The sequence below is a fragment of the Martinezella lusitana genome (assembly GCF_014207095.1).
In the GTDB taxonomy this organism is placed as follows: Bacteria; Pseudomonadota; Alphaproteobacteria; order Rhizobiales; family Rhizobiaceae; genus Rhizobium; species Rhizobium lusitanum_B.
Window position 1 is genome coordinate 648,166 of record NZ_JACHBG010000002.1, and the last position, 21,353, is coordinate 669,518.

Sequence of the window (21,353 nt, forward strand, 5' to 3'; positions counted from 1 at the left end):
CATTCCCCCCTTTTTGAGTCATTGCGCGGCTGGCATAGCCTCGTTGTTTTATCGCCCAACCACCATATGAATCTGCGACCTTTGGGCGCAACGGGTGGTCACAGGGTCGAGTCTTTGGAGCATTTCAATGTTTGGCTGGTTTGAACGCCGACTAAATCCATTTCCGAGCGAGGTGCCGGATACGCCTCCGCAGGGCCTCTTTGCATTCTGCTGGCACTATTCCAAACCTGCACTGCCGTGGCTGATCGCCATGAGTATCCTCACCACGTCGATCGCAGTCGGCGAGGTGGCGCTGTTCAAGTTCCTCGGCGATATCGTCGAATGGCTGACGAAGGCGGATAAGGCGACCTTCCTGCAGACGGAATGGCACAAACTGTTCTGGATGGGCGCGATGGTGCTGGTCGGCTTGCCGTTTGCGGCGATCCTCAACAGCTTCATCATGCATCAAGTGCTGCTCGGCAATTATCCGATGATCGCACGCTGGCAGATGCACCGCTTCCTGCTGCGCCACAGCATGACCTTTTTCGCCAACGAGTTTGCCGGCCGCGTTGCCACCAAGGTGATGCAGACCTCGCTTGCCGTGCGCGAGACGGTGATGAAGATCCTCGACGTCTTCGTCTATGTGTTCGCTTATTTCCTCTCGATGATCCTCGTCATCGCGGCGGCGGACTGGCGCCTGATGTTCCCGATCCTGCTCTGGCTCGGCGTCTATGTGGCGATCGTCTCCTACTTCGTGCCTGTGCTGCGCAAGATCGCGTCGCAGCAGGCCGATGCGCGCTCGATGATGACGGGCCGCGTGGTCGACAGCTACACCAACATCGCTACGGTAAAGCTGTTCTCGCATGCGGGTCGCGAGGAGACCTATGCCAGGGCCGGCATGGAGGAGTTCCTCGATACCGTGCACAAGCAGATGCGGAAGGTTACGCTGTTCCACGCGAGCGTCTATTTCAACAACTGCGCGGCGCTGTTCATCGTCTCGGCCATGTCGATCTGGTTCTGGCTCAATGGTACGATTTCGGTCGGCTCCATCGCTATTGCCATCGGCCTTGCCATGCGCGTCAACGGCATGTCGCAGTGGGTGATGTGGGAAGTCTCGGCGCTCTTCGAAAACATCGGCACGGTCTATGACGGCATGGGCATGATGACGAAGCCGCACGACATTATCGACAAGCCGGCAGCATCGCCGATCATTGCCAAGCAGGGTGCGATCCGGTTCGATCACATTCGTTTCCACTACGGCAAGGCGAAGGGGGTCATGGAAGACCTGTCCCTCGATATCCGTGCGGGTGAAAAGGTTGGTCTGGTCGGCCGCTCCGGCGCCGGCAAGACGACCCTGATGAACCTCTTGCTGCGCTTCTACGATCTGGAAGGCGGCCGCATCACCATCGACGGTCACGATATTGCTGGCGTCACGCAGGACAGCCTTCGTTCGATGATCGGCGTGGTGACGCAGGATACGTCATTGCTGCATCGCTCGATCCGCGACAACATCGCCTATGGTCGCCCCGACGCGACTGATGAGGATGTCATCCGGGCGGCCAAGCGCGCCAATGCGTGGGAGTTCATCGAGGGCCTGGTCGACATGCATGGCCGCACGGGGCTCGATGCGCAGGTCGGGGAGCGAGGCGTCAAGCTCTCAGGCGGCCAGCGGCAGCGTATCGCGATCGCCCGCGTCTTCCTGAAGGACGCGCCGATCCTGGTGCTCGACGAGGCGACCTCGGCGCTCGATTCCGAAGTGGAAGCGGCGATCCAGGAAAACCTCTTCGCGCTGATGCATGGCAAGACGGTGATCGCGATTGCGCACCGGCTGTCGACGCTGACCGAGATGGACCGCCTTGTCGTTCTCGACAAGGGCCGGATCATCGAGATGGGCACGCACCAGGAGCTGGCCCAGAATGGCGGCATCTATGCCGAGCTCTGGAGTCGCCAGTCCGGCGGCTTCCTCGCCGATCACGAAGAGGCTGAAGCGGCTGCTCAATAGGGGACTGAACAACTGGGGCGCTTTGGCGCCCCAGTTGCTGTTTTCCCTTAGTGGCTATTTTTCCCAGTATCCAAAACGGAACCAAGGCGTCGGGAAGACGACGCTGCGGGCTAACGGCTTGCAAGAGCGAGTTGGAGTGCGAGTGCCCCGAACGCTGTGGCGAAGCTTCGCCGCATCCACGACTGCACGGTCGGATTCGAGACGATGTGGCGTCGCAGGTAGGCGGCAAACACGCCGTATCCTGTGAAGACGATGAAGGTCAGCGCCATGAATATCAGGCTGAGCTTCAGCATCAGCGCAACGGGGTTAGGCTGATCCGGCGTCACGAATTGAGGCAGGAAGGCGAAGAAGAAGATCGACAGTTTCGGATTGAGGAGATTGATCAGGATTGCCGAGCCAATCACTTGCCGGCTGTCCTTGTCAGTCGGCGCACCGTCGACGCGCAACATGCCTCGCGCCAGAAACATCGACCATGCCATATAGAGCAGATAGGCGACTCCGAGCCATTTGAGCGCTTGAAACGCCAAGGCGCTGGTGTGCAGGAGCGCGGCAAGACCACTGATTGCCGCAAGCAAATGCGGGATTATGCCGAGCGTGCAGCCGAACGCGGCGACGATACTCGCTCTGGCGCCGCCCGATAATCCCGCAGCGAGGGTGTAGATTGCTCCGGTGCCCGGAGACGCCACGATGATGAGAGTCGTTATCAAAAACTCCATGCTCATGCGATTGCTCCCACGGGAGAGCAGGGGATTGGCGACGGGTGAGGTGAATATGTCGGGTCAGCTTGAGACGAAGTGGCGGGCATGGTTCTCACTCGATGATCGTTTCGAGCAATATCGAGCTGCCGTGTTCTTCGGTCTTGAATGAAATTGCGCGTCGCCGCCATCTCGCGCCGAGCTTCAATCGAAACCCTCAGCCATGGCATTCTAACGAAAATGTAACCTTCTGCGGCTCCTGCCTTTACTTTCCGGGCCTTCGGAAATTCCCTATATCGCTTCCATGTTCATTCGTTCGGTGTTCCGTCTGTTCGAGACGTGGATTGATCCCTACTACCGGAGCGGCGATCTCCGCCCGCCGCGGTCGCTTGGCGCTTTCATCTGGTATTATGTCGGCCAGGCGAAGGGGCCGTTCCTGGCGATGGCGGCGCTCGGTGGAGCCGTTGCCATGCTGGAGGCGGCACTGTTCTGGTTCGTCGGTCATCTGGTCGATATCCTCGACAAGGTGAAGCCGGACGAGGGGTGGACCGGGCTGCTTGCCGGTCACGGTGGCGCACTTCTCGGCATGGTCTTCGTGGTGCTCGTGGTGCGCTTCGTGATCGTCAGCCTCGGCGCGTTGGTCGAGGAGCAGGTGGTCGTTCCCGGATTTCTCAATCTCGTGCGCTGGCAGGCCTACCGGCATGTGGCGAGGCAGTCGGTCGAATTCTTCCAGAATGATTTCTCCGGCCGCGTCGTCACCAAAGTCTGGATGGCGGGGCAGGCGACGGGCGATCTCGTCGTGTCGCTACTGCAGGTGGTCTGGTTCATCATCATCTATGCCGCCTCCACGATCGCGCTCGTCGGTGGGCTCGACTGGCGGCTGGCGCTGGTGATTGCGGTGTGGATCGGCGTCTTTTCGCTGCTGGCCCGCCACTTCGTACCGCGCATCCGGCAGCATGCGCGCAACGCCGCTGAGGTATCCTCGATGCTGAACGGGCGCATGGTCGACGCCTATGCCAATATCCAGACGCTGAAGCTCTTCGGACGGGAGGAGCAGAACGACGACTATATCCGGCGGGGTTTCGACCGCTTCCAGGCCGCCGTCATGCCGTTTACGCGGCTGCTGACCGGCGTGCGCTCGTCGCTTGCGTTGCTCTCCGGCGTCATGATCACCACGATCGGCGCGCTCGCCGTGCATCTCTGGCTGGCTGGCGAGATCTCGACCGGCGGCGTCGCCTTCACCCTCAGCATGGTTCTGAGACTGAACATGCTCTTCGGCCGCATGATGTCTCAATTCAACGCCATCATGCGCAATCTCGGCACGATCCAGAACTCGGCCGAGATGATCTCCGAACCCATCGGACTGGTTGACCGGGTTGCGGCCAAGGATCTGGCGATCAGCGGTCCTGAAATCCGTTTCGAGAATGTGACCTTCCATTACGGGCGCGGCGGCGGCATCATCGATGATTTCTCTCTCAGTGTGCGCGCAGGTGAGAAGGTCGGCATCGTCGGCCGTTCCGGGGCGGGCAAGACGACGCTCGTCAACTTGCTCCTGCGCTTCTACGATCTCGAAGGCGGCCGCATCCTGATCGATGGCCAGGATATTGCCGGCGTGCGGCAGGAATCGCTACGGGGCGCCATCGGCATGGTGACGCAGGATACGGCTCTTCTCAATCGATCCATTCGCGACAATATTCTCTTCGGCCGTCCGGATGCCAACGACGAGCAGATGGTGGAAGCGGCACGACAGGCAGAGGCCGACGAGTTCATCACTGCTCTGCAGGATCAGAAGGGACGCGTGGCTTACGCAGCTCATGTAGGTGAGCGCGGCGTCAAGCTCTCCGGCGGCCAGCGTCAGCGTATCGCCATCGCGCGCGTCATGTTGAAAGATGCGCCCATTCTCGTGCTCGACGAGGCGACGTCGGCGCTGGATTCCGAGGCTGAGGCCGTGCTGCAATCCAACCTCGACGGGTTGATGAAAGGCAAAACCGTTCTGGCGATCGCCCACAGGCTTTCGACCATTGCCAAGCTCGACCGGCTGATCGTCATCGACAAGGGCGAAATCATCGAGGAGGGAACCCACGAAGAGCTGATCGCTCGTGGCGGCCTTTACTCCGAGCTATGGGCGCGCCAGTCCGGCGGCTTCATTGCTGCGGATTCGGATTGATCGCATCCGCCCTACTCGATCGCGGCATGCATGTTTATTGATGGCGAGGAACGCTGAATTCCGTCATCAGACCAAAATGGTTCGAGCCCATCGCATCGCGGATCTGCGTCACGGATATCAGCCGCAGCGGGGCGCGGGCGAAGACGTGATCGATGGTGATGCCATAGGCTCCTGCTGCGATCGGCCAGGTTGCCGGCTCCGGAAAGGCATGACGCAGACCGGTCGCGGCGAGAAAGTCGCGCATGTCGGGCGTGATGACGGAAGCGTTGAAGTCGCCTGCGAGAAGCAATGGTCCCTTCACATCCTCGAGGGCTGCCGCGAGGAGACCAAGCTCGACCTGATGGAACTCGTCAAAATAGGGCTTGCTCAGATGAGCCGAGGCAAAATTCACCGGCTGGCCATCCATGTCGATGGTGGCCAGAATGAAGCGATTGTCCCATAGGCTGCCAAGGCTGCGCATCATCTGGGTCTGAAACGGTCTTTTTGACAGTATCAAGGAATCGCAATCGGTGGTCATCACGCCGCAGCCGATGCGGTAGGGATAGACCTTGAGGATGCGATCCATTTCCGAGAAAATCGGTCCTGCCTCGAAAATTTCCACGACATCGGCATTGGAGCCAACGATGAAGTCGGTAATACGGGTGCCGTTTTCAAAATTGCTGTCCTCGATATTGAAGGATAGCAGCCTGAAATGCCCGCCGCCCGCCTCCGCCGACGCGACAAGGGAGGATGCGGCGTATTCCTGCAGCATGAACACCGAGTGGATCGCCAGCGCGGCGCCTGCCACTGTCAGGAACATCGCGTACCAGTGGCGTTTGAAGAGGAATGCGATCAGCGCCAGTATGATCGCAAACAGGCTTATATGGGTCTGCAGGCTTTCGAAAAAGCCCAGTACCCAGAGATCGGCGGCATAACGTGCTGCAAGGATGCCCAAAGCCAGCGTGGCGAGAACGCAAAGAACGCAATAAACTGTGTGCCTCATGGGACATTCTCGTGCTGATTTTCGATATTTTCACGACGTAAGGTCCGACTGCAATCCTCCACAAATTGCCGGGGAAATCCATTCGGTTTTAAGAGGTAAGAATTAAGCCCTGCGGAGTGATAAAATCGCGACTATGGCGACATTTCCTGCGGTGCAGCACAGAAAATGCTGTCAATTTTGCGGTGCGGAGCAAAATTGGTGCGGAGTGAAATTCATGGTTTTTCATGAGCTTAGCTTCCCATTCTTACGACGGGAACGCTTGCGTTGCCGCTCTGCGACGCAATAGCGCAGTTTTGCCGCGACATTGTGCCCTCTAAGCTTGCCAAGGCTGGACATAATTTGCGATCAAGCTTAGAACGCAGCGGGTTACGGAGGAATCTATGGCGGAATTGTGGTCGCATTGATTCGCCGTTAGTGAGAGGGGTACCGCGGTTTCACCGTGGTTTTGCGGGAAGAGGATGTGCAGCGTTGAGCGAGCATAGTACGACAAGTGAATCCACAGGCGAGCCTACGCGCCGCGATTTCCTTTATTTGACGACAGGCATGGCCGGCGCAGTTGGCGCGGTTTCGGTTGCATGGCCGTTTATCGATCAGATGCGGCCGGACGCATCGACGCTTGCTCTTGCATCCATCGAAGTCGACGTGTCGAGCCTCGAGCCTGGCATGTCCCTGACGGTGAAATGGCGCGGCAAGCCCGTTTTTATCCGTAACCGCACGCAAAAGGAAATCGACGATGCCAAGGGCACGCAGCTTTCGGACCTGAAGGATCCGGTTGCTCGCAATGCCAATCTCCCGGCTGATGCGCAGGCAACAGACGTTGCCCGTTCGGCGGGCGAGGGCAAGGAAAACTGGCTCGTCATGATCGGCGTCTGCACCCATCTCGGTTGCATCCCGCTTGGTCAGGCAGGGGAATATGGCGGGTGGTTCTGTCCCTGCCATGGTTCGGTCTACGATACCGCCGGTCGCATACGCCATGGGCCTGCGCCGCAGAACCTCTCCATACCGCAATATGCGTTCACGTCGGATAAGAAGATCAAGGTCGGTTGAGGGGGAGCTGAATCATGAGTGGTCATTCGTCTTACGAGCCATCGACAGGGCTCGAAAAATGGGTCGACGCGCGGCTTCCGCTGCCGCGTATGGTCTATGACAGTTTCATCGCGTACCCGGTCCCGCGCAATCTGAACTACGCCTACACCTTCGGCGCGATGCTGGCCGTCATGCTGGTCCTGCAGATTCTGACCGGTGTCGTGCTTGCCATGCACTACGCGGCCAATACCGCGATCGCCTTCAACTCGGTCGAAAAGATCGTCCGCGATGTCAACCATGGCTGGCTGCTGCGCTACATGCATGCCAACGGTGCGTCCTTCTTCTTCGTCGCTGTCTACCTGCACATCGCTCGCGGCCTGTACTACGGCTCCTACAAGGCACCGCGCGAAATCCTCTGGATTCTCGGCGTGATCATCTACCTCCTGATGATGGCAACCGCCTTCATGGGCTACGTTCTGCCCTGGGGTCAGATGTCCTTCTGGGGCGCGACCGTCATCACCGGCTTCTTCTCGGCCTTCCCATGGGTCGGCGACTGGATCCAGACCTTCCTGCTCGGCGGCTTCGCCGTTGACGATCCGACGCTCAACCGCTTCTTCTCGCTGCACTACCTGCTGCCCTTCATGATCGCGGGTGTCGTGATCCTGCACATATGGGCGCTGCATGTAACCGGCCAGACGAACCCGACCGGCGTCGAAGTCAAGCTGAAGACCGACACCGTGCCCTTCACGCCCTACGCGACGCTGAAGGATGCGCTTGGCGTTTCCATCTTCCTGCTGGTCTTCGCCTATTTCGTCTTCTACCTGCCGAACTTCCTCGGCCACGCCGACAACTACATCGCGGCCAACCCGCTGAAGACGCCGGCCCACATCGTTCCGGAATGGTACTTCCTGCCGTTCTACGCGATGCTGCGCTCGATCACCTTCAACATCGGCCCGATCGACTCGAAGCTCGGCGGCGTTCTGACCATGTTCGGCGCCATCATCGTGCTGTTCTTCCTGCCTTGGCTCGATACGTCGAAGGTTCGCTCGGCCGTCTATCGTCCCTGGTACAAGCTGTTCTTCTGGCTGTTCGTCGCCGATGCCGTTCTTCTCGGCTGGCTCGGCTCCCAGCCGGCGGAAGGCATCTACACCACGGCGGCACAGTTCGCGACGCTGTTCTACTTCCTGTTCTTCCTCGTCATCATGCCGGTACTCGGCCTGGTCGAGACACCGAAGCGTGTTCCGAACTCCATTACGGAAGCGGTTCTTGAGAAGCAGGGCGGTAAAGCTGCCGCTCCGGTTCAGGCATAACCGGCGATAGAGGAAGAAAACGATGAAGAAACTTATTGTCGGCCTTCTGTCGCTCACGCTTATCGGCGGCGCTGCTACGGTCGCTGCCGTTGCCGAGGAAACGAAGCCTGCCGCAGAAGCCGCGACACCGCATTATCCGCTGAAGGAGCCGCGCGAGCAGCACTGGTCTTTTTCCGGCCCGTTCGGCTACTACGACAAGGCACAGCTGCAGCGTGGTCTCAAGGTCTATACGGAAGTCTGTTCCGCCTGCCACTCGATGAAGCTTGTCGCCTACCGTACGCTGGGAGATCTCGGCTATACGGAGGCGCAGGTTAAGGCCTTCGCAGCCAACTACGAAGTGCAGGACGGTCCGAACCCTCAGGGTGAAATGTTCAGCCGCAAGGCGGTTCCGTCCGACCATTTCAATTCGCCGTTCCCGAACGACGAAGCGGCTGCGGCCTCGAACAACGGTGCCGTGCCGCCTGACATGTCGCTGCTTGCCAAGGCACGCGAAGTCGAGCGCGGTTTCCCGCAGTTCATCTTCGATATCTTCACGCAGTATCAGGAAGGCGGCCCGGATTATATCTACTCGCTGCTGACAGGTTACGAAGAACCGCCTGCTGGCTTCAAGGTGCCGCAGAACTCGCACTACAATCCGTATTTCGATGCGGCCGCGACGTTTGCCATGCCCAAGCCGCTTTCGGACGGACAGGTAACCTATGATGACGGTGCGCCGCAGACGGTGGACCAGTATGCGCGCGACGTTTCTGCATTCCTGATGTGGACCTCGGAACCGCATCTGGAAGATCGTAAGCATCTTGGCTTCATGGTGATCGTGTTCCTGCTGATCTTCTCGATCCTGATCTATCTCACCAAGCGTTCCGTCTACGCCAAGGCCGGTGCTCACTGAGTAAGAACAGACCGACATGCAAAAGGCGGCCCGTTGAGGCCGCCTTTTTTGTTGGTATAGCGCCCACATATTGGTAGGGTGCCGCCGGCCCTATCACAGCCTGAGAGACTATATTTGATGAACACTATTGCATCGGAGCTTGCCGCCAGCATCCGCTCCATTCCGGACTATCCCAAGCCGGGCATCATCTTCCGTGACATCACGACGATGCTTGGCGATGCCAGGGCGTTCCGTCGCGCGGTAGATGCGCTCGTGCAGCCCTATGCCGGCACGAAAATCGATAAGGTCGCCGGAATGGAAGCGCGCGGCTTCATTCTCGGGGGAGCGGTGGCACATCAATTGTCGGCTGGCTTCGTGCCGATCCGCAAGAAGGGCAAGCTGCCGCACGATATTGTCCGGATCGCCTACAGCCTGGAATACGGCGTCGACGAAATGGAGATGCATCGCGATGCGGTCAATCCGGGCGAAAGAGTGATCCTCGTCGACGACCTGATCGCGACGGGCGGCACCGCTGTCGGCGCAACGAAGCTGTTGCGCCAGATTGGCGCCGAAGTCGTTGCAGCCTGCTTCGTCATCGATCTGCCCGATCTTGGCGGCCGCAAGAAGCTCGAAGAGCTTGATGTGCCGGTTCACACTCTGGTGGAATTCTCCGGCCACTGATCTCGTCGGCGAGATGCGCGTGCGGGGTTCTGTTCGCTCCCCGCCGCTCCACTTCGTGTTATCGCGCAGTTCCGTGCGGAACTCAGCCCGCCATGGTCTAATCAAATCCCAGCACAGTACTTTCGAAACGCAGAACCTGCGTGCCGTCCTGGTTGCTGCCGTCGCAGACAAGCGTATAGAGCGTCCAGCCAGGACGCGAGGCCAGAGGGCGGCTGGCAATGAGGGTGAGACCGTAGGTGATGGTGTCGCCGGCAAAGACCGGGCGCAGCCATTGCAGGTTCTTGAAGCCCGGCGAGGGGCCAAGCGTGGGCGGCGTCTTGCCTTCCTCAATCAGACGAGCCGTTTCGGACTTCCAAAAGTAGACGAAGTTGCGCATCCATACCGAACAGCTATGCCAGCCGGAGGCGCAGAGCCCGCCGAACAGCGAATGCTTGGCGGCTTCGGCATCCATATGGAAGATCTGTGGATCGAAGCGCGACGCAAAGCGGACGATGCCTTCGGGCGTGAAGGTATGGCTACCGATCTCCATGCGTTCGCCGATCGTGTAGAGATCATTCAGTTTCATGCCGTGGCCTCCGCACCGGCGCGCAACCGGACCATTGTCGCATTCTCACCGAGACAGACGAGCTCGCCGCGCTGGTTTTCAATTTCGTGACGGAATTTGACGATCCCGATGCCAGGGCGCGAGCGCATCGGGCGCGCCTCCAGCACGATGGAGCGGCCGGACAGCGTATCGCCGGCCAGAACCGGCTTCTTCCAGTCCATGAAGTCGATGCCCGGCGCGCCTTGGGCGTCCGTGTTGAGAAGGTAGGAATCACACATCATGCGCATGAACATCGCAGATGTGTGCCAGCCGGAGGCCGCAAGGCCGCCGAGGATGCTGGCACGGCCTGCCTCTTCGTCGAGATGCATGGGTTGCGGATCGAATTCGCTTGCAAATGCGACAATTTCCTCAGCCGTTACATGCTTCGGACCAAGCGGAAATTCCCGCTCGGGCTTGAAGTCTTCATAGGCCAGTTTCGTCATGTCTCATGCCGTCCTTCAAATCGCCTGAAGCGCATCGCGATCCCTTGGATCTGCTCCTTGTTCTTCAGGTTCTGGCGTCTCGGCATGTCGTTGTCGCGAAACCGCAACGCGCTTTTGCGCGACATGCTCTAGATCGGCAATCGCATAGGCACTAGTCGCGGCGCAAGCCCTTTCAACGACGTGGCGAGCGATACCCGCCGCCGAATAGCCGTGGATGTCCCGGCAGCTCTTGATTGTACCGCAACGATATGCTGAGGCTTGGTGGCAAGGAAATGTAATGGGATCAGAGATGAGCGAGCTTAGAATCGCGCTGGAAGATGCTGCCGGCGAGGGGATTATTTCCGACACGCAGGCAGAGCGGCTGCTTCCCTATTTGACCGCGAGGAATATCGGCGCGCGCGTGGCCGGCGGCCCTTTGGACGCACCTTCAGCCGAGGTAGCCAACCCGTTGGAGGACACGGAGGCTCCGCGTTTCGTTCGCGGTTTCCATGACGTACTGATCACTATCGGCATTATCGTCCTGCTCGTCGGGCTGTGGGGGCTGGCGCATCGGTATCTGCTGGTGCTGGCGATCGTCCTTTTGGCGGAGATCCTGGTGCGCCGCCAGCGACTGGCGCTGCCGGCTGTGGTTTTGACAGTGGCTCTCGTCGTTTGGCTTATCTACACGGTGATAGGCTATATCAGCGCCACGCCAGCCCTGTCCGATAACTTCACCATTGGCGCGCTGGTGCTGACCGTTCCGTTCCCGTTGACGCTAGCGGCATTTTACTGGCGCTACCGGGTGCCCCTGTCGCTGGCATTGCTACTTTTCTCCCTGTTCGGGCTGCTGCTGGCGACGATCTTCTATGTCATCGGCTCGGCGCTTCACTCCACGGACGTGCCGGCCGATTACCCAACCGTGACGCTCGTGATCCTGCTGGCCGCCGCTGTCGGCAGCTTTGCGTTGGCGATGCGCTTTGACCTGAGTGATCCGCGAAGGGTTACGCGCCGCTCCGACGTTGCCTTCTGGCTGCATCTCGCGACTGCGCCAGCCTTGCTTTATTCGACGATTCTGCTGGCGTTGCGGTTGGAGCTTGGTGACGGCGCTGCTGCCTTCGCCAACCTCGCCAACGTCTTCTTCGGTGGCTATACGCAGGCGCTGACAGTTCTCGGCGTTGTCGTGGCGATGATGCTGATCGGCCTTGTGATCGATCGCCGCGCCTTCGTCACCGCCGGCCTCGTGTCGCTTGGTCTCGCGACAGGCGCGCTTCTTCGCCACAACAATGCCGGGCTCGATCAGGTTGGCTTTCTGGTTCTGCTGATTGTCGGGGTGGTGGTGCTTGTGATCGGCATTGGTTGGACGACATTGCGTCGCGTCATCGTCTCTCAGCTGCCGGATGGCCTGCAAGCGAGACTGCCGGTGCTCAGATAGGCGCCGGCAAGCCGAGGTGTGCTGAAGCGCGTCGTGATCTCTCAGATTCGCGTTTCGCGCTTCAGGCCTTTGATTTCGCGCATATGGGTGTCGTAAGTCCGGCCAACACTTTCGCGCGGCATGCCTTAGGTGTTGAAGCGGAAGTGGATGACGTCGCCATCCTGGACGACGTATTCCTTGCCTTCGTCGCGCGCTTTGCCGGCTTCCTTCGCGCCGGTTTCGCCGTTGAAAGCAATGTAGTCTTCATAGGCGATGGTGTTGGCGCGGATGAAGCCACGCTCGAAGTCCGAATGGATGACGCCGGCTGCCTGCGGCGCCTTCGTGCCGCGTTCGATCGTCCAGGCGCGCGTTTCTTTGGGGCCTACCGTGAAGTAGGTGATGAGGTGCAGCAGCTTGTAGCCGGCGCGGATCAGCCGGTCGAGGCCGGCTTCGTCGAGGCCGAGGGCCGAGAGGAATTCTTTCGCCTCTTCTTCCGGCAGCTGCGCCACCTCAGCCTCGATCGCGGCAGAGATGATGACGACTTCGGAATTCTGTTCCTTCGCCATGGCCGCGACGGCCGCCGTATGCTCGTTGCCGCTGACGGCATCGCCTTCGGCGACGTTGCAAACGTAGAGCACCGGATGCGAGGTCAAAAGGTTCAGGCTCTTAAGGATGCGGATCTCTTCGGCATCGAGCTTCGACAGCAGCGTGCGAACCGGCTTGCCTTCCTGCAGCAATGCGAGCGATGCATCCATGATCGGCAGCATCGCCATGGATTCCTTGTCCTTGCCGGTGGCGCGCTTGCGCGTCTGTTCGGTGCGGCGCTCCAGGCTGTCAAGGTCGGCGAGCATCAGCTCGGTCTCGATCGTTTCGGCATCGGCGACCGGATTGATGCGGCCCTCGACATGGGTGATGTCGCTATCTTCGAAGCAGCGCAGCACGTGCACGATGGCATCGACTTCACGGATGTTGGCGAGGAACTGGTTGCCGAGACCTTCGCCCTTCGACGCGCCGCGCACGAGGCCGGCGATATCGACGAAGGAGATGCGCGTCGGGATCAGTTCCTTCGACTTGGCAACGTCGGCAAGCTTGCGCATGCGCGGATCGGGAACCGCGACTTCACCCGTGTTCGGCTCGATCGTGCAGAACGGATAGTTGGCCGCCTGCGCCGCCGCCGTCTTGGTCAGCGCGTTGAACAGAGTGGACTTGCCGACATTCGGCAGCCCGACGATACCGCATTTGAAACCCATGGCACCTTGTCCATATCTTGAAAATCTTTGCAGTGCCTATGGGGGAAGGGCCGTTGCGGGTCAAGCCTTGTGCGAAAGCCGAGCCTATTTTCCGGCAAAAAGGGGCGTTTTGGACCAAATGACCCGCCCGGTTTCAGCCGAGCGGGTCATCCTTTCAAAGTCGGAACACCTTTACTTCATTGCCGCGCTCCAGCTCCTTGTTGGCGAGAAAGAGGGCGGTCTTGGCGTTCTGATTCTGACGTTCGGCCAGCAGTTGCAGCATTGCCTCCAGTCGCCTTACCGCCAGCGCCTTGTTGCGGTGCTGAGAACGTTCATCGCGGCAGGTTACGGTAATGCCGGTCGCGATATGCGTTGCCCTGACGGCGCTGTCGGTCGTGTTCTGGTGCTGCCCGCCGGGGCCGCCGGCACGCAGTGTCTCGAAGCGGATATCGTCCCGCTGAATGCTCGGGATCTCCTTTGCCGTATCGGGCAATTCGATCTGCTTGATACCGACGAACCAGTTTTGCCGTTTGTGTCCCGGCCTGATCCTGCTCTTGAAGATGAAACGGATCGAGCCGCAATAATCTGCTGCGAGGCGATGTGCCTCGGCGCCGCGCAGCGTGATGATTGCCGAAACAGGGCCGTGCAGATCGGGTGCCCGCGACGCGGTAACCTCGATCTCGCAGCCTTTGTCGCGGGCCTCGCTCTCCAGAATGGACAGCAGGGCCTTCAGCGCGACCCTGCATTCTGCCGGGCCGTTGCCTGAGGTTGCGAGAAGATGAATTTCAGACATCCCGGTGCCTCCCGCTTGCTCTGCGGTCCCGCATGCGATCCTTCTTCGGCTCCTCGTGATCGATGCTGACCTTCTTGTAGGTAATGAGAGGCTTCATCGATGCCAGCGGCCGGATGAGGCCGTGATCGGCCAGATCGGCGATGACCTGACCGGCATTCTTGTAGGCGCCGGCCGCCTCCTCGATCGCGAGCTTGCGATCGTCGCAGATTGCGATGCCGCCCCACGGGTTGCGCAGCAGCGCCTCCCGCTCGGAGCGGGTGGAACCCGTCCGGCCATGCATGTTGCGACGATCATACTTCCGACCGGCTCCATGCGAGATCGCCCAATGCGACTTTGCCGCAGCCGCAAGCGGTTCGACGACATAGCTCAGGCTTGCCCTGGAGCCGGCGATCGGTGCGATCGCGGAATCCTGGACGGCACCCGCGCCCTTATAGTGGACGTAGCCGTCCGCCGTCGCCCGCACGAGATTGTGCGGGATGTCGGCGATCAGCCTGCAGTCCGTCCGCAGGGCTACAGCGGCCCGCTGCGCAATCATGCGCCGATTGAGCTTGGCCCACTCGACGCAAAGATCATGAAGCTGCAGCCACTGCATGCCGGCTTCGGACATCGGATCGAAGCCTTCAGCTAAGCCGCAGCTCACGTCGATGGTGCGGTTGAACACCTTGGCGCCGAGGTCGCGTGAGCCGGTGTGAACGAGCAGATAGAGCTTCTGCTTGTCCAGCAATTGGCCTGCATCTTCCTCAAGCAGGTCTTCGACTGCCTGGATCTCGCAGAAATGATTGCCGCCCCCAATCGTACCTAGCGTCTCCGTGCTGATTTCGAGGTCGAGCGATCGGTCGGTCTGCGAGACATCCGACACATCGAGCCTGATGTTTTCCAAGCCCCGCAGCATATCCGCCGCCTTGTCGAGCTTGAACTTACGCTGAGGCAGATCGAATTCGAAAAGAGCCATGCCGCAGCCGATATCGTTGCCGATCAGTTGCGGATAGAGCCTCGATGCTAGTGCGGCCATGCCGACGGGCCCGTATTTGCCGGGGTGCAGGTCGGGAAAGCTGGCGACCGAAAGCATGCCGGGGAGCTTTGCGATCTCTCCGAGCTGTTCCAGTGCCGTCCCTTCGATCCAGGACTTCGATGTGAAATAATGTGCGACCGCGGCAGCAGGCTGATTGCAGCGCATAGCGATGGGACCGGAGGTCCCTATGGAATTGCCCATGAAAATATTCCCAGGATGGGTCAATCTCTCGGCGTCAATGCCGATCGAAAAAGCTCATCGCAGCGCGTCTACGCTGCTTAAGCTTGTGCCCCTAAGGGGCGCGATGAAGCTGTGCTCTTCATTTTGCTGCTCCCGAACCTGAGTTAGTAGATGGCGTCTTATAGGCGAAATCAGACGGATTGCAAGCCCTGGTTTTGCTGGTGGCCGCCGCCGACTACATTGTCTCCTTGACAGGACTGTTCTTGAACGATGTGGCGCGCTGCACTATAGTCCTTCTATCATTCCAAAGCCCTTTTCCTGTCGTCAACGGTGATGCCGATGAGTGACAATGATGTTGTCCTGAAACCAAAGACTAAAACCAAGCCGAAGGTCGATAGGCCGAAGCTCTACAAGATCATTCTCGTGAACGATGATTACACGCCGCGGGAATTCGTCATCATGGTACTCAAAGCCGTCTTCCGTATGAGCGAGGAGACGGGCTATCGCGTCATGATGACGGCGCACAAGCTCGGTACCTGCGTTGTCATGGTTTGTGCGCGGGATATCGCCGAGACCAAGGCGCAGGAGGCGATTGATCTTGCGAAAAGCGGAGGCTTTCCGCTGATGTTCACGACCGAGCCGGAAGAATAGGGTTACGGTTGCGCCTCAGACAGGGCGACGGATTTGATAGCCGGTCTTGTCCTGCATGAAGCCGCAATTGGCGTAGAAGCGCAGGGTTGCCGGGTCTTTTGACCCCGTCAATAACATGACCTTGTAACAGTCTTTGTCCCACGCCGTTGCTATTGCCTTACGGATAACCGTGCCGGCGAGGCCGCGCTGGCGGCAATCGGCGTGTGTCACCACATTCTCGATCAGTGCATAGGGCGCACCACCGCGCGTCAGATTGGGAATGACCGCCAGTGTGACGGAAGAAACGGCCTTCGCGCCGTCAAAGGCGGCAAAGATGGTCATGCCGGGATGGGCGAGGATTTCCGCGAAACGGCGCTGTGCCAACGATAGCTCCGGCACCGGGTCGTCGGCGTTCAAATGCTGGTACAGGGCAATGAGCGTCGGTAGATCCGCTGCTGTTATCGGCCGGATGCTAATCTCTGCGCTGTCTTTGAAGGCTGCCCCCGGCATTTCAATTGTCCTTCTTGCCGAACATCCTCTTCAGCATCTCGGCCATGGGGCCGGTTTCCGGTATCTTCGGTTGGCTGTGGTTGCGCGCCTGATGAATGTGCGATTTGGCAGCCGGCGCCTTCTTCTCCGGCTTCGGTGCATCGTCTTCCGACTTGCCGCCGAGCGCGAGCGCGATCTTGTTCATCAGCTGCGAATCTTCGCCCCGCACCAGCATGTCGACATTATCGGCAAGCGAATCGAACAGGAGTTCAAGCCAGTCCCTGTCCACTTTGGCGAAATCGCCGAGGACGTGATTATGCACGAGTTCCTTGGCGCCCGGATGGCCGATGCCGAGGCGCAGGCGTCGATATTCGCGGCCGACATGCGCGTCGATGGATTTAATGCCGTTGTGACCGCCATGGCCGCCACCGGTCTTCAATCGCGCCTTGCCGGCGACCAGATCAAGTTCGTCGTAGATCACCACAAGATGGGAGGGCTCAAGCTTGTAGAAGCGCATGGCTTCCCCGACGGCTTCGCCGGAGAGGTTCATGAAAGTCTGCGGCTTGATGAGCAGCACCTTCTCGCCTCCGAGTTCGCCTTCCGCGATCTCGGCCTTGAACTTCTTCGACCAGGGCGAAAAACTGTGGCGACGATGGATCGCATCCACCGCCATGAAGCCGATATTGTGGCGATTGCTCTGATATTTGGCGCCGGGATTGCCGAGACCCGCGATGAGAAGCATGCGCTTCACCCCTTGGAAAATGCTGACGCCCTTCACCACAAGGAAATGGCGGCAAAGTCAAGTTTAGATGCGATCAGTCGCCGAGATGCAGGCCGTACTTCAGGTAAATTCGCTTCTGCGTTCCGTCGGCGATCAGCGCGGTCAGTGCCGTCTGCATCTTGCTCAGAAGATCGGGCGGGAAATCCTTTTGGCAGGCGATGCTCAGGGGTTGCTGCGCAAGGACGGCTACCTCTTCCACCGCGTTGCCTTCGTCCTTCAGCTTGTCGAAGTAGAATTCCGAGATCGGCATCAGGTCGATGCGGTCACTCATCAGCTTCTTCAGGCTTGCCTTGAAGTCGCTGCCGACGTCGATGCGCTGGAAATTGTTTCGGTGCAATATCGTTGCCGTATAGTCTTCCCGCCAGGTGCCGACGAGATACTGCTTGGCTTCATCCAGGTTTGCTGCCGCGACCTTGGAACCGCTATGCTTGATCAGGACGCTGCGATCGATCAGCAATGGTTCCACCCATTTGAACAGCGAGTTGCGCTCTTCATTATGGGCGGTGGCGAAGACGCAGGTCATCGGTTCCGTCAAGGCCTGATTGTATGCGCGAACCCAGGGCAGCACGGTGATCGTATAGCTCACGCCGATGTCGGCCATGATCTTCTGAACCTGTTCGGTGGTGGCGCCGACGGGCGTCTTGCCCTCGCGATAGTTGAAGGGCGGATATTCCTCTGTGGTGAAATGAACCGTTTCAGCGCGAGCTGGAGAGAGAAGAGAGAGCGAAAACAGGCTGGTTGCAATGATGAGCAGCGGCTTTCGCATGCGGTTCCTCTTCGCTAGGATGCTTGGGCTACGGGGGTTGGATGAGCTTGTATCAGGCCCGTCCATATCTTCATCAGATTGTCCGGATGCTGCGGCCGGTAGAAGAGATAGCCCTGGCCATAATCGATGCCCATGGTGCGCAGGGTCGCGCATTCCTCTTCCGTCTCGACGCCCTCGGCTATGACGGTGCAGTTCATCTTGTGCGAGAGCGTGGTGATGCTTTCGACCAGCATGCGGCTCTTGGCGCTGACATCGGAAGCCGTGTCGTTGATTGCCCTGATGAAGGATTGGTCGATCTTGATGATGTCGACCGGGAAGCGGTTGATATAGCTCAGCGACGAATAGCCTGTGCCGAAATCGTCCAGCGCGATGCGGCAGCCATAGCGGCAGATTTCGTTAATGACCATGCGCGTCTCCGGATTGTCATCCATGAGCACGGCCTCGGTGATCTCGACGACGATGCGCCGCGGCAAGATATCGTAGCGCGAGAGCAGGGCGGCGATGCGCACCGGCAGCTCCGGCTCGAATTGGAGCGGCGAGAAGTTGATGGCGAGGTAGGTGTCTTCCATGCCGTCGAGACGGGACAGCTTTGCGAAACTGGCGATCGCCTTTTCCATGATGCGATTGCCGATGCGCACGATGGACCCGGTTTCCTCGGCGACCTCGATAATGCGGGCAGGAGGCAGGATGCCTTTCTGAGGATGGTTCAGCCGCATCAAGGCTTCGAAGCCGGCAACCGAGCGGTCGTCGATATTCACGATCGGCTGCAGATATGCCTCGAACCAGTCTTCGTTGAGGCCGCTCTCGATATTGCTTTCCAACTCGGCGCGACTGCGGGAGTCGTCGAGCATGCCATTGTCGAAGATTTGCGCACCGTTCTTCCCGTCGCGCTTCTTGGCGTACATGGCGATGTCGGATTTCAGCAGCAGTTCGGCGGCGTTTGCGGCGTGGCGTGGATAGATGGCGATACCGATGCTAGCGCTGAGACGCGCGTCGCCTTCGAAGGGCGCTTCGAAAATTTCCGCGATGCGGGCGGACATATCGAAGGCCCGCGCTTCCGCGTCCTCGGCCAATAGCAGGATCGCGAATTCGTCGCCGCCCAGGCGAGCTGCAATATCGCCGGGCTTCAGACATTCCTGCAGGCGCGCGACAAGTTCCCGCAACGCCGCATCGCCGGCGGCATGGCCCATATTGTCGTTGATCCACTTGAAGCGATCGAGGTCGATGAAGAGGCAGGCGAGCTCGCGCTTGCGTAGGTCTGCCTCGTTGATCTTGGCGTCCAGTGCGGTCTCGAAGCCCTGACGATTGAGAAGGCCGGTCAGGTGATCGGTGATCGCCTGCCGCAGATTGCGGTCCTCGGATTGCTTGAGCTCGGTGACGTCGGTCATGACCGAAAGCGAGAGGCCGTCCTGGATCGCGGTGGTTTCGAGGATCAGGACGTCCATGACCCGCTCGTCACGGCAGAGGAATTTCACCGTCACGGCAAGGCGAGCGGCGCTGTCGGGGTTGTCGTGCTTGCGTTCGCTGTATTCCGAGCGCGAATCCGGAAGGACCAGGCTTGCGAACCGGCGGCCGAGCACTTCGGCGCGGTCATAACCGGTGGCGGCAAGCCAATAGTCGCTGACGGCGGCGATGCAATCGTCCTTGTCGAGCGAGAACAGCATAGCGGGCGTCAGATTGTAAGTGTCGGTCGCCCGCCGATGGGCGAATTTCAACTCGGTTTCTTCGCGCTGTAGCTTGCTCTGCATGTCGTTGAAGCTGCTGGCAAGCCGACCCATCTCGTCGCTCGACTGCCAGTCGACATGATGACGCGAGCCAAGACGGCGGGTCGCCTCGATGGCATGTGTCAACCGCATCAGCGGCTGAATGACGAAGATGCGGTTGCCGATCAGCGCTGCGCCGAAAACGGTCAACACGGCAAAAATGAAGATCGAAATGAAGACGATCTCTTCATTCTTCAGCCCATCGAAGAGGCCGAGTTCGGGATAGTAGACGGTGATGGTGCCGAGTTTCTTGGCGCCATCGACGCCATTGTAGATGATCGGGCGGGAGACAGATTCCAGATTGCCCTTGTAGGATTTCGGGATGGTCGATTGCGTAACGTCGAGCTGGCCAGAAAGATCGCGGACATTCACCCTGACGATTGCGCCTTCAGCGACCGTCGTAGCGCTGATCTGCGTGACGCTGTCTTCGTCCAGATCCCATAGGGGCTTTGCCAGCGCCTGGGCATTGGCGACGAGCAGAACGGTAATGTGATCCTTGATTTCTTTTTCTGCGCGCTCGGAGGAGAGAAAAAGGAACAGAATGAAGAGTGGCGCCACGAAAACCAGCAGCGCACCGCAGACGATCGCGAAAAACCTGTTTTCGACCGAATGACTCATTATTCCGTTTGCTCCCCAGTCGCAGGCCAACCGCATCCTGGGTGCGCCGCTCCCCACAACTCTTTCGCGTAGATTTTCATGAATCTGTTAAATGTTGCTGAAACTCTGGGGTTAATGGACCTCGATTGAAGTATAGATTCAAGAAATCTTTATTTTTACTTTCTCTAATATTCGCGCCAAACACGAAAAACCCGCCATCCCAAGGGGGAGGCGGGTTTCGAATGTTACGATGAAGAGGCCGATTAGGCGCTGGCTTCTTCGCTGCCTTCTTCTTCGGCAAGACCGGCTGCCGGAGCAACGATCGTTGCGATCGTGAAGTCGCGGTCGGCGATGACAGGCGTGACGTTCTTCGGCAGCTTGACGTTCGAGATATGAACGCTGTCGCCGCTCTTCAGGCCGCTGAGGTCAACGGAGAAGAATTCCGGAATGGCGTCTGCCGGGCAATGAACTTCGACTTCGTGACGAACGATGTTCAGTACGCCGCCAGCCTTGAGGCCGGGGGACTTCTCATGGTTTTCGAAGTGAACCGGGATTTCCACGGTAACGGCGGTGTTGCCGGAAACGCGCAGGAAGTCGACGTGAACCGTGAAGTCACGGACCGGATCGAGCTGATAGTCCTTCGGCAGAACCTTGATCTTCTTGCCGTCGACGTCGATCGTTGCGATCGTCGTCAGGAAGCCGCCGGCGTGGATGCGCTTCGTCACCTCATTGGTGTTGAGAGCGATGGAAATGGGGGCCTGCTTGTCACCATAGATGACAGCGGGGATCAGACCATTGCGGCGAAGTTCACGGGCGGACCCCTTACCAACCCGTTCGCGCGCCTCGGCCTTGAGCTCGTAGCTTTCGTGGCTCATAGCTATTCCTTTCGAGGTTATTTGGAGAGTTCATCCGGTCGGTCATACGCCGTATCGATTGAACTGGAGGAGGGCGTGCCCTGCCTCATCCGCGTTGCCTCCAAGGGTGTCT

20 protein-coding genes are annotated in these 21,353 nt (G+C 59.2%); 8 read left to right on the top strand and 12 right to left on the bottom strand.

Annotated elements, in window-relative coordinates; genetic code table 11:
- The first annotated feature begins 127 nt into the window (after positions 1–127).
- Positions 128–1,981, top strand: coding sequence for an ABC transporter ATP-binding protein (locus tag GGD46_RS07665; protein WP_184703124.1), 1,854 nt, complete (start codon positions 128–130; stop codon positions 1,979–1,981).
- Positions 1,982–2,091: 110 nt separating this feature from the next.
- Here GGD46_RS07665 and GGD46_RS07670 read toward each other — a convergent pair whose 3' ends face one another.
- Complete coding sequence (locus tag GGD46_RS07670) at positions 2,092–2,703, bottom strand: LysE family translocator (RefSeq protein WP_184703125.1); 612 nt, start codon at positions 2,701–2,703, stop codon at positions 2,092–2,094.
- Between the two features lie 277 nt (positions 2,704–2,980).
- Between GGD46_RS07670 and GGD46_RS07675 the strand changes: the two genes are divergently transcribed.
- Entirely contained in the window at positions 2,981–4,843 is a 1,863-nt protein-coding gene (locus GGD46_RS07675) for an ABC transporter ATP-binding protein (protein ID WP_184703126.1), read from the top strand.
- A 34-nt stretch (positions 4,844–4,877) separates the two neighbouring features.
- Here the strand turns inward: GGD46_RS07675 and GGD46_RS07680 are convergent, their stop codons facing one another.
- Positions 4,878–5,825, bottom strand: a complete 948-nt coding sequence (locus GGD46_RS07680; RefSeq protein ID WP_184703127.1) for an endonuclease/exonuclease/phosphatase family protein — start codon at positions 5,823–5,825, stop codon at positions 4,878–4,880.
- A 468-nt stretch (positions 5,826–6,293) separates the two neighbouring features.
- Here GGD46_RS07680 and petA point away from each other — a divergent pair, with 468 nt between their 5' ends.
- The 4 genes from petA (at position 6,294) to GGD46_RS07700 (ending at position 9,710) form a co-directional block, all read left to right on the top strand.
- On the top strand, positions 6,294–6,872 hold the full coding sequence (petA, locus tag GGD46_RS07685; protein ID WP_184703128.1) for a ubiquinol-cytochrome c reductase iron-sulfur subunit: 579 nt from the start codon (positions 6,294–6,296) through the stop codon (positions 6,870–6,872).
- 14 nt (positions 6,873–6,886) lie between these two features.
- The gene (locus GGD46_RS07690) at positions 6,887–8,161 is read left to right on the top strand and encodes a cytochrome b (RefSeq protein ID WP_184703129.1); all 1,275 of its coding nucleotides are present in this window, start codon (positions 6,887–6,889) and stop codon (positions 8,159–8,161) included.
- Positions 8,162–8,183: 22 nt separating this feature from the next.
- Positions 8,184–9,050, top strand: coding sequence for a cytochrome c1 (locus tag GGD46_RS07695; protein WP_184703130.1), 867 nt, complete (start codon positions 8,184–8,186; stop codon positions 9,048–9,050).
- Positions 9,051–9,167: 117 nt separating this feature from the next.
- Positions 9,168–9,710, top strand: a complete 543-nt coding sequence (locus GGD46_RS07700) for an adenine phosphoribosyltransferase (protein WP_034476679.1) — start codon at positions 9,168–9,170, stop codon at positions 9,708–9,710.
- A gap of 97 nt (positions 9,711–9,807) precedes the next feature.
- Here the strand turns inward: GGD46_RS07700 and GGD46_RS07705 are convergent, their stop codons facing one another.
- Both GGD46_RS07705 and GGD46_RS07710 read right to left on the bottom strand, forming a co-directional pair.
- Positions 9,808–10,275 (bottom strand): MaoC family dehydratase, encoded by a 468-nt coding sequence (locus GGD46_RS07705; protein ID WP_184703131.1) that lies wholly within the window; start codon positions 10,273–10,275, stop codon positions 9,808–9,810.
- On the bottom strand, positions 10,272–10,736 hold the full coding sequence (locus GGD46_RS07710; RefSeq protein ID WP_184703132.1) for a MaoC family dehydratase: 465 nt from the start codon (positions 10,734–10,736) through the stop codon (positions 10,272–10,274). Before GGD46_RS07710 ends, GGD46_RS07705 begins: the two co-directional genes overlap by 4 nt.
- A gap of 289 nt (positions 10,737–11,025) precedes the next feature.
- Here GGD46_RS07710 and GGD46_RS07715 point away from each other — a divergent pair, with 289 nt between their 5' ends.
- Complete coding sequence (locus GGD46_RS07715) at positions 11,026–12,147, top strand: hypothetical protein (protein WP_184703133.1); 1,122 nt, start codon at positions 11,026–11,028, stop codon at positions 12,145–12,147.
- 125 nt (positions 12,148–12,272) lie between these two features.
- Here GGD46_RS07715 and ychF read toward each other — a convergent pair whose 3' ends face one another.
- The 3 genes from ychF to GGD46_RS07730 form a co-directional block, all read right to left on the bottom strand.
- Entirely contained in the window at positions 12,273–13,376 is a 1,104-nt protein-coding gene (ychF, locus tag GGD46_RS07720) for a redox-regulated ATPase YchF (protein WP_184703134.1), read from the bottom strand.
- 154 nt (positions 13,377–13,530) lie between these two features.
- Positions 13,531–14,148, bottom strand: coding sequence for a peptide chain release factor H (gene prfH / locus GGD46_RS07725; protein ID WP_184703135.1), 618 nt, complete (start codon positions 14,146–14,148; stop codon positions 13,531–13,533).
- Entirely contained in the window at positions 14,141–15,361 is a 1,221-nt protein-coding gene (locus GGD46_RS07730) for an RNA ligase RtcB family protein (RefSeq protein WP_184703136.1), read from the bottom strand. The genes prfH and GGD46_RS07730 overlap by 8 nt, the downstream gene beginning before the upstream one ends.
- 318 nt (positions 15,362–15,679) lie before the next feature.
- Between GGD46_RS07730 and clpS the strand changes: the two genes are divergently transcribed.
- Positions 15,680–15,991 carry an ATP-dependent Clp protease adapter ClpS gene (clpS, locus tag GGD46_RS07735; protein WP_184703137.1) on the top strand — a complete coding sequence of 104 codons (312 nt, stop codon included), beginning with the start codon at positions 15,680–15,682 and terminating at the stop codon, positions 15,989–15,991.
- Positions 15,992–16,006: 15 nt separating this feature from the next.
- Here clpS and GGD46_RS07740 read toward each other — a convergent pair whose 3' ends face one another.
- The 5 genes from GGD46_RS07740 to GGD46_RS07760 form a co-directional block, all read right to left on the bottom strand.
- The gene (locus GGD46_RS07740) at positions 16,007–16,480 is read right to left on the bottom strand and encodes a GNAT family N-acetyltransferase (protein ID WP_184703138.1); all 474 of its coding nucleotides are present in this window, start codon (positions 16,478–16,480) and stop codon (positions 16,007–16,009) included.
- A 1-nt stretch (position 16,481) separates the two neighbouring features.
- The gene (gene pth, locus GGD46_RS07745) at positions 16,482–17,201 is read right to left on the bottom strand and encodes an aminoacyl-tRNA hydrolase (protein ID WP_184703139.1); all 720 of its coding nucleotides are present in this window, start codon (positions 17,199–17,201) and stop codon (positions 16,482–16,484) included.
- A gap of 73 nt (positions 17,202–17,274) precedes the next feature.
- On the bottom strand, positions 17,275–18,006 hold the full coding sequence (locus tag GGD46_RS07750) for a substrate-binding periplasmic protein (protein ID WP_184703140.1): 732 nt from the start codon (positions 18,004–18,006) through the stop codon (positions 17,275–17,277).
- A gap of 14 nt (positions 18,007–18,020) precedes the next feature.
- A complete protein-coding gene (locus tag GGD46_RS07755) occupies positions 18,021–20,387 on the bottom strand; it encodes an EAL domain-containing protein (protein WP_184703141.1) in 2,367 nt (788 codons plus the stop codon).
- Between the two features lie 242 nt (positions 20,388–20,629).
- Positions 20,630–21,241 carry a 50S ribosomal protein L25/general stress protein Ctc gene (locus tag GGD46_RS07760; RefSeq protein ID WP_184703142.1) on the bottom strand — a complete coding sequence of 204 codons (612 nt, stop codon included), beginning with the start codon at positions 21,239–21,241 and terminating at the stop codon, positions 20,630–20,632.
- Positions 21,242–21,353: the final 112 nt, after the last annotated feature.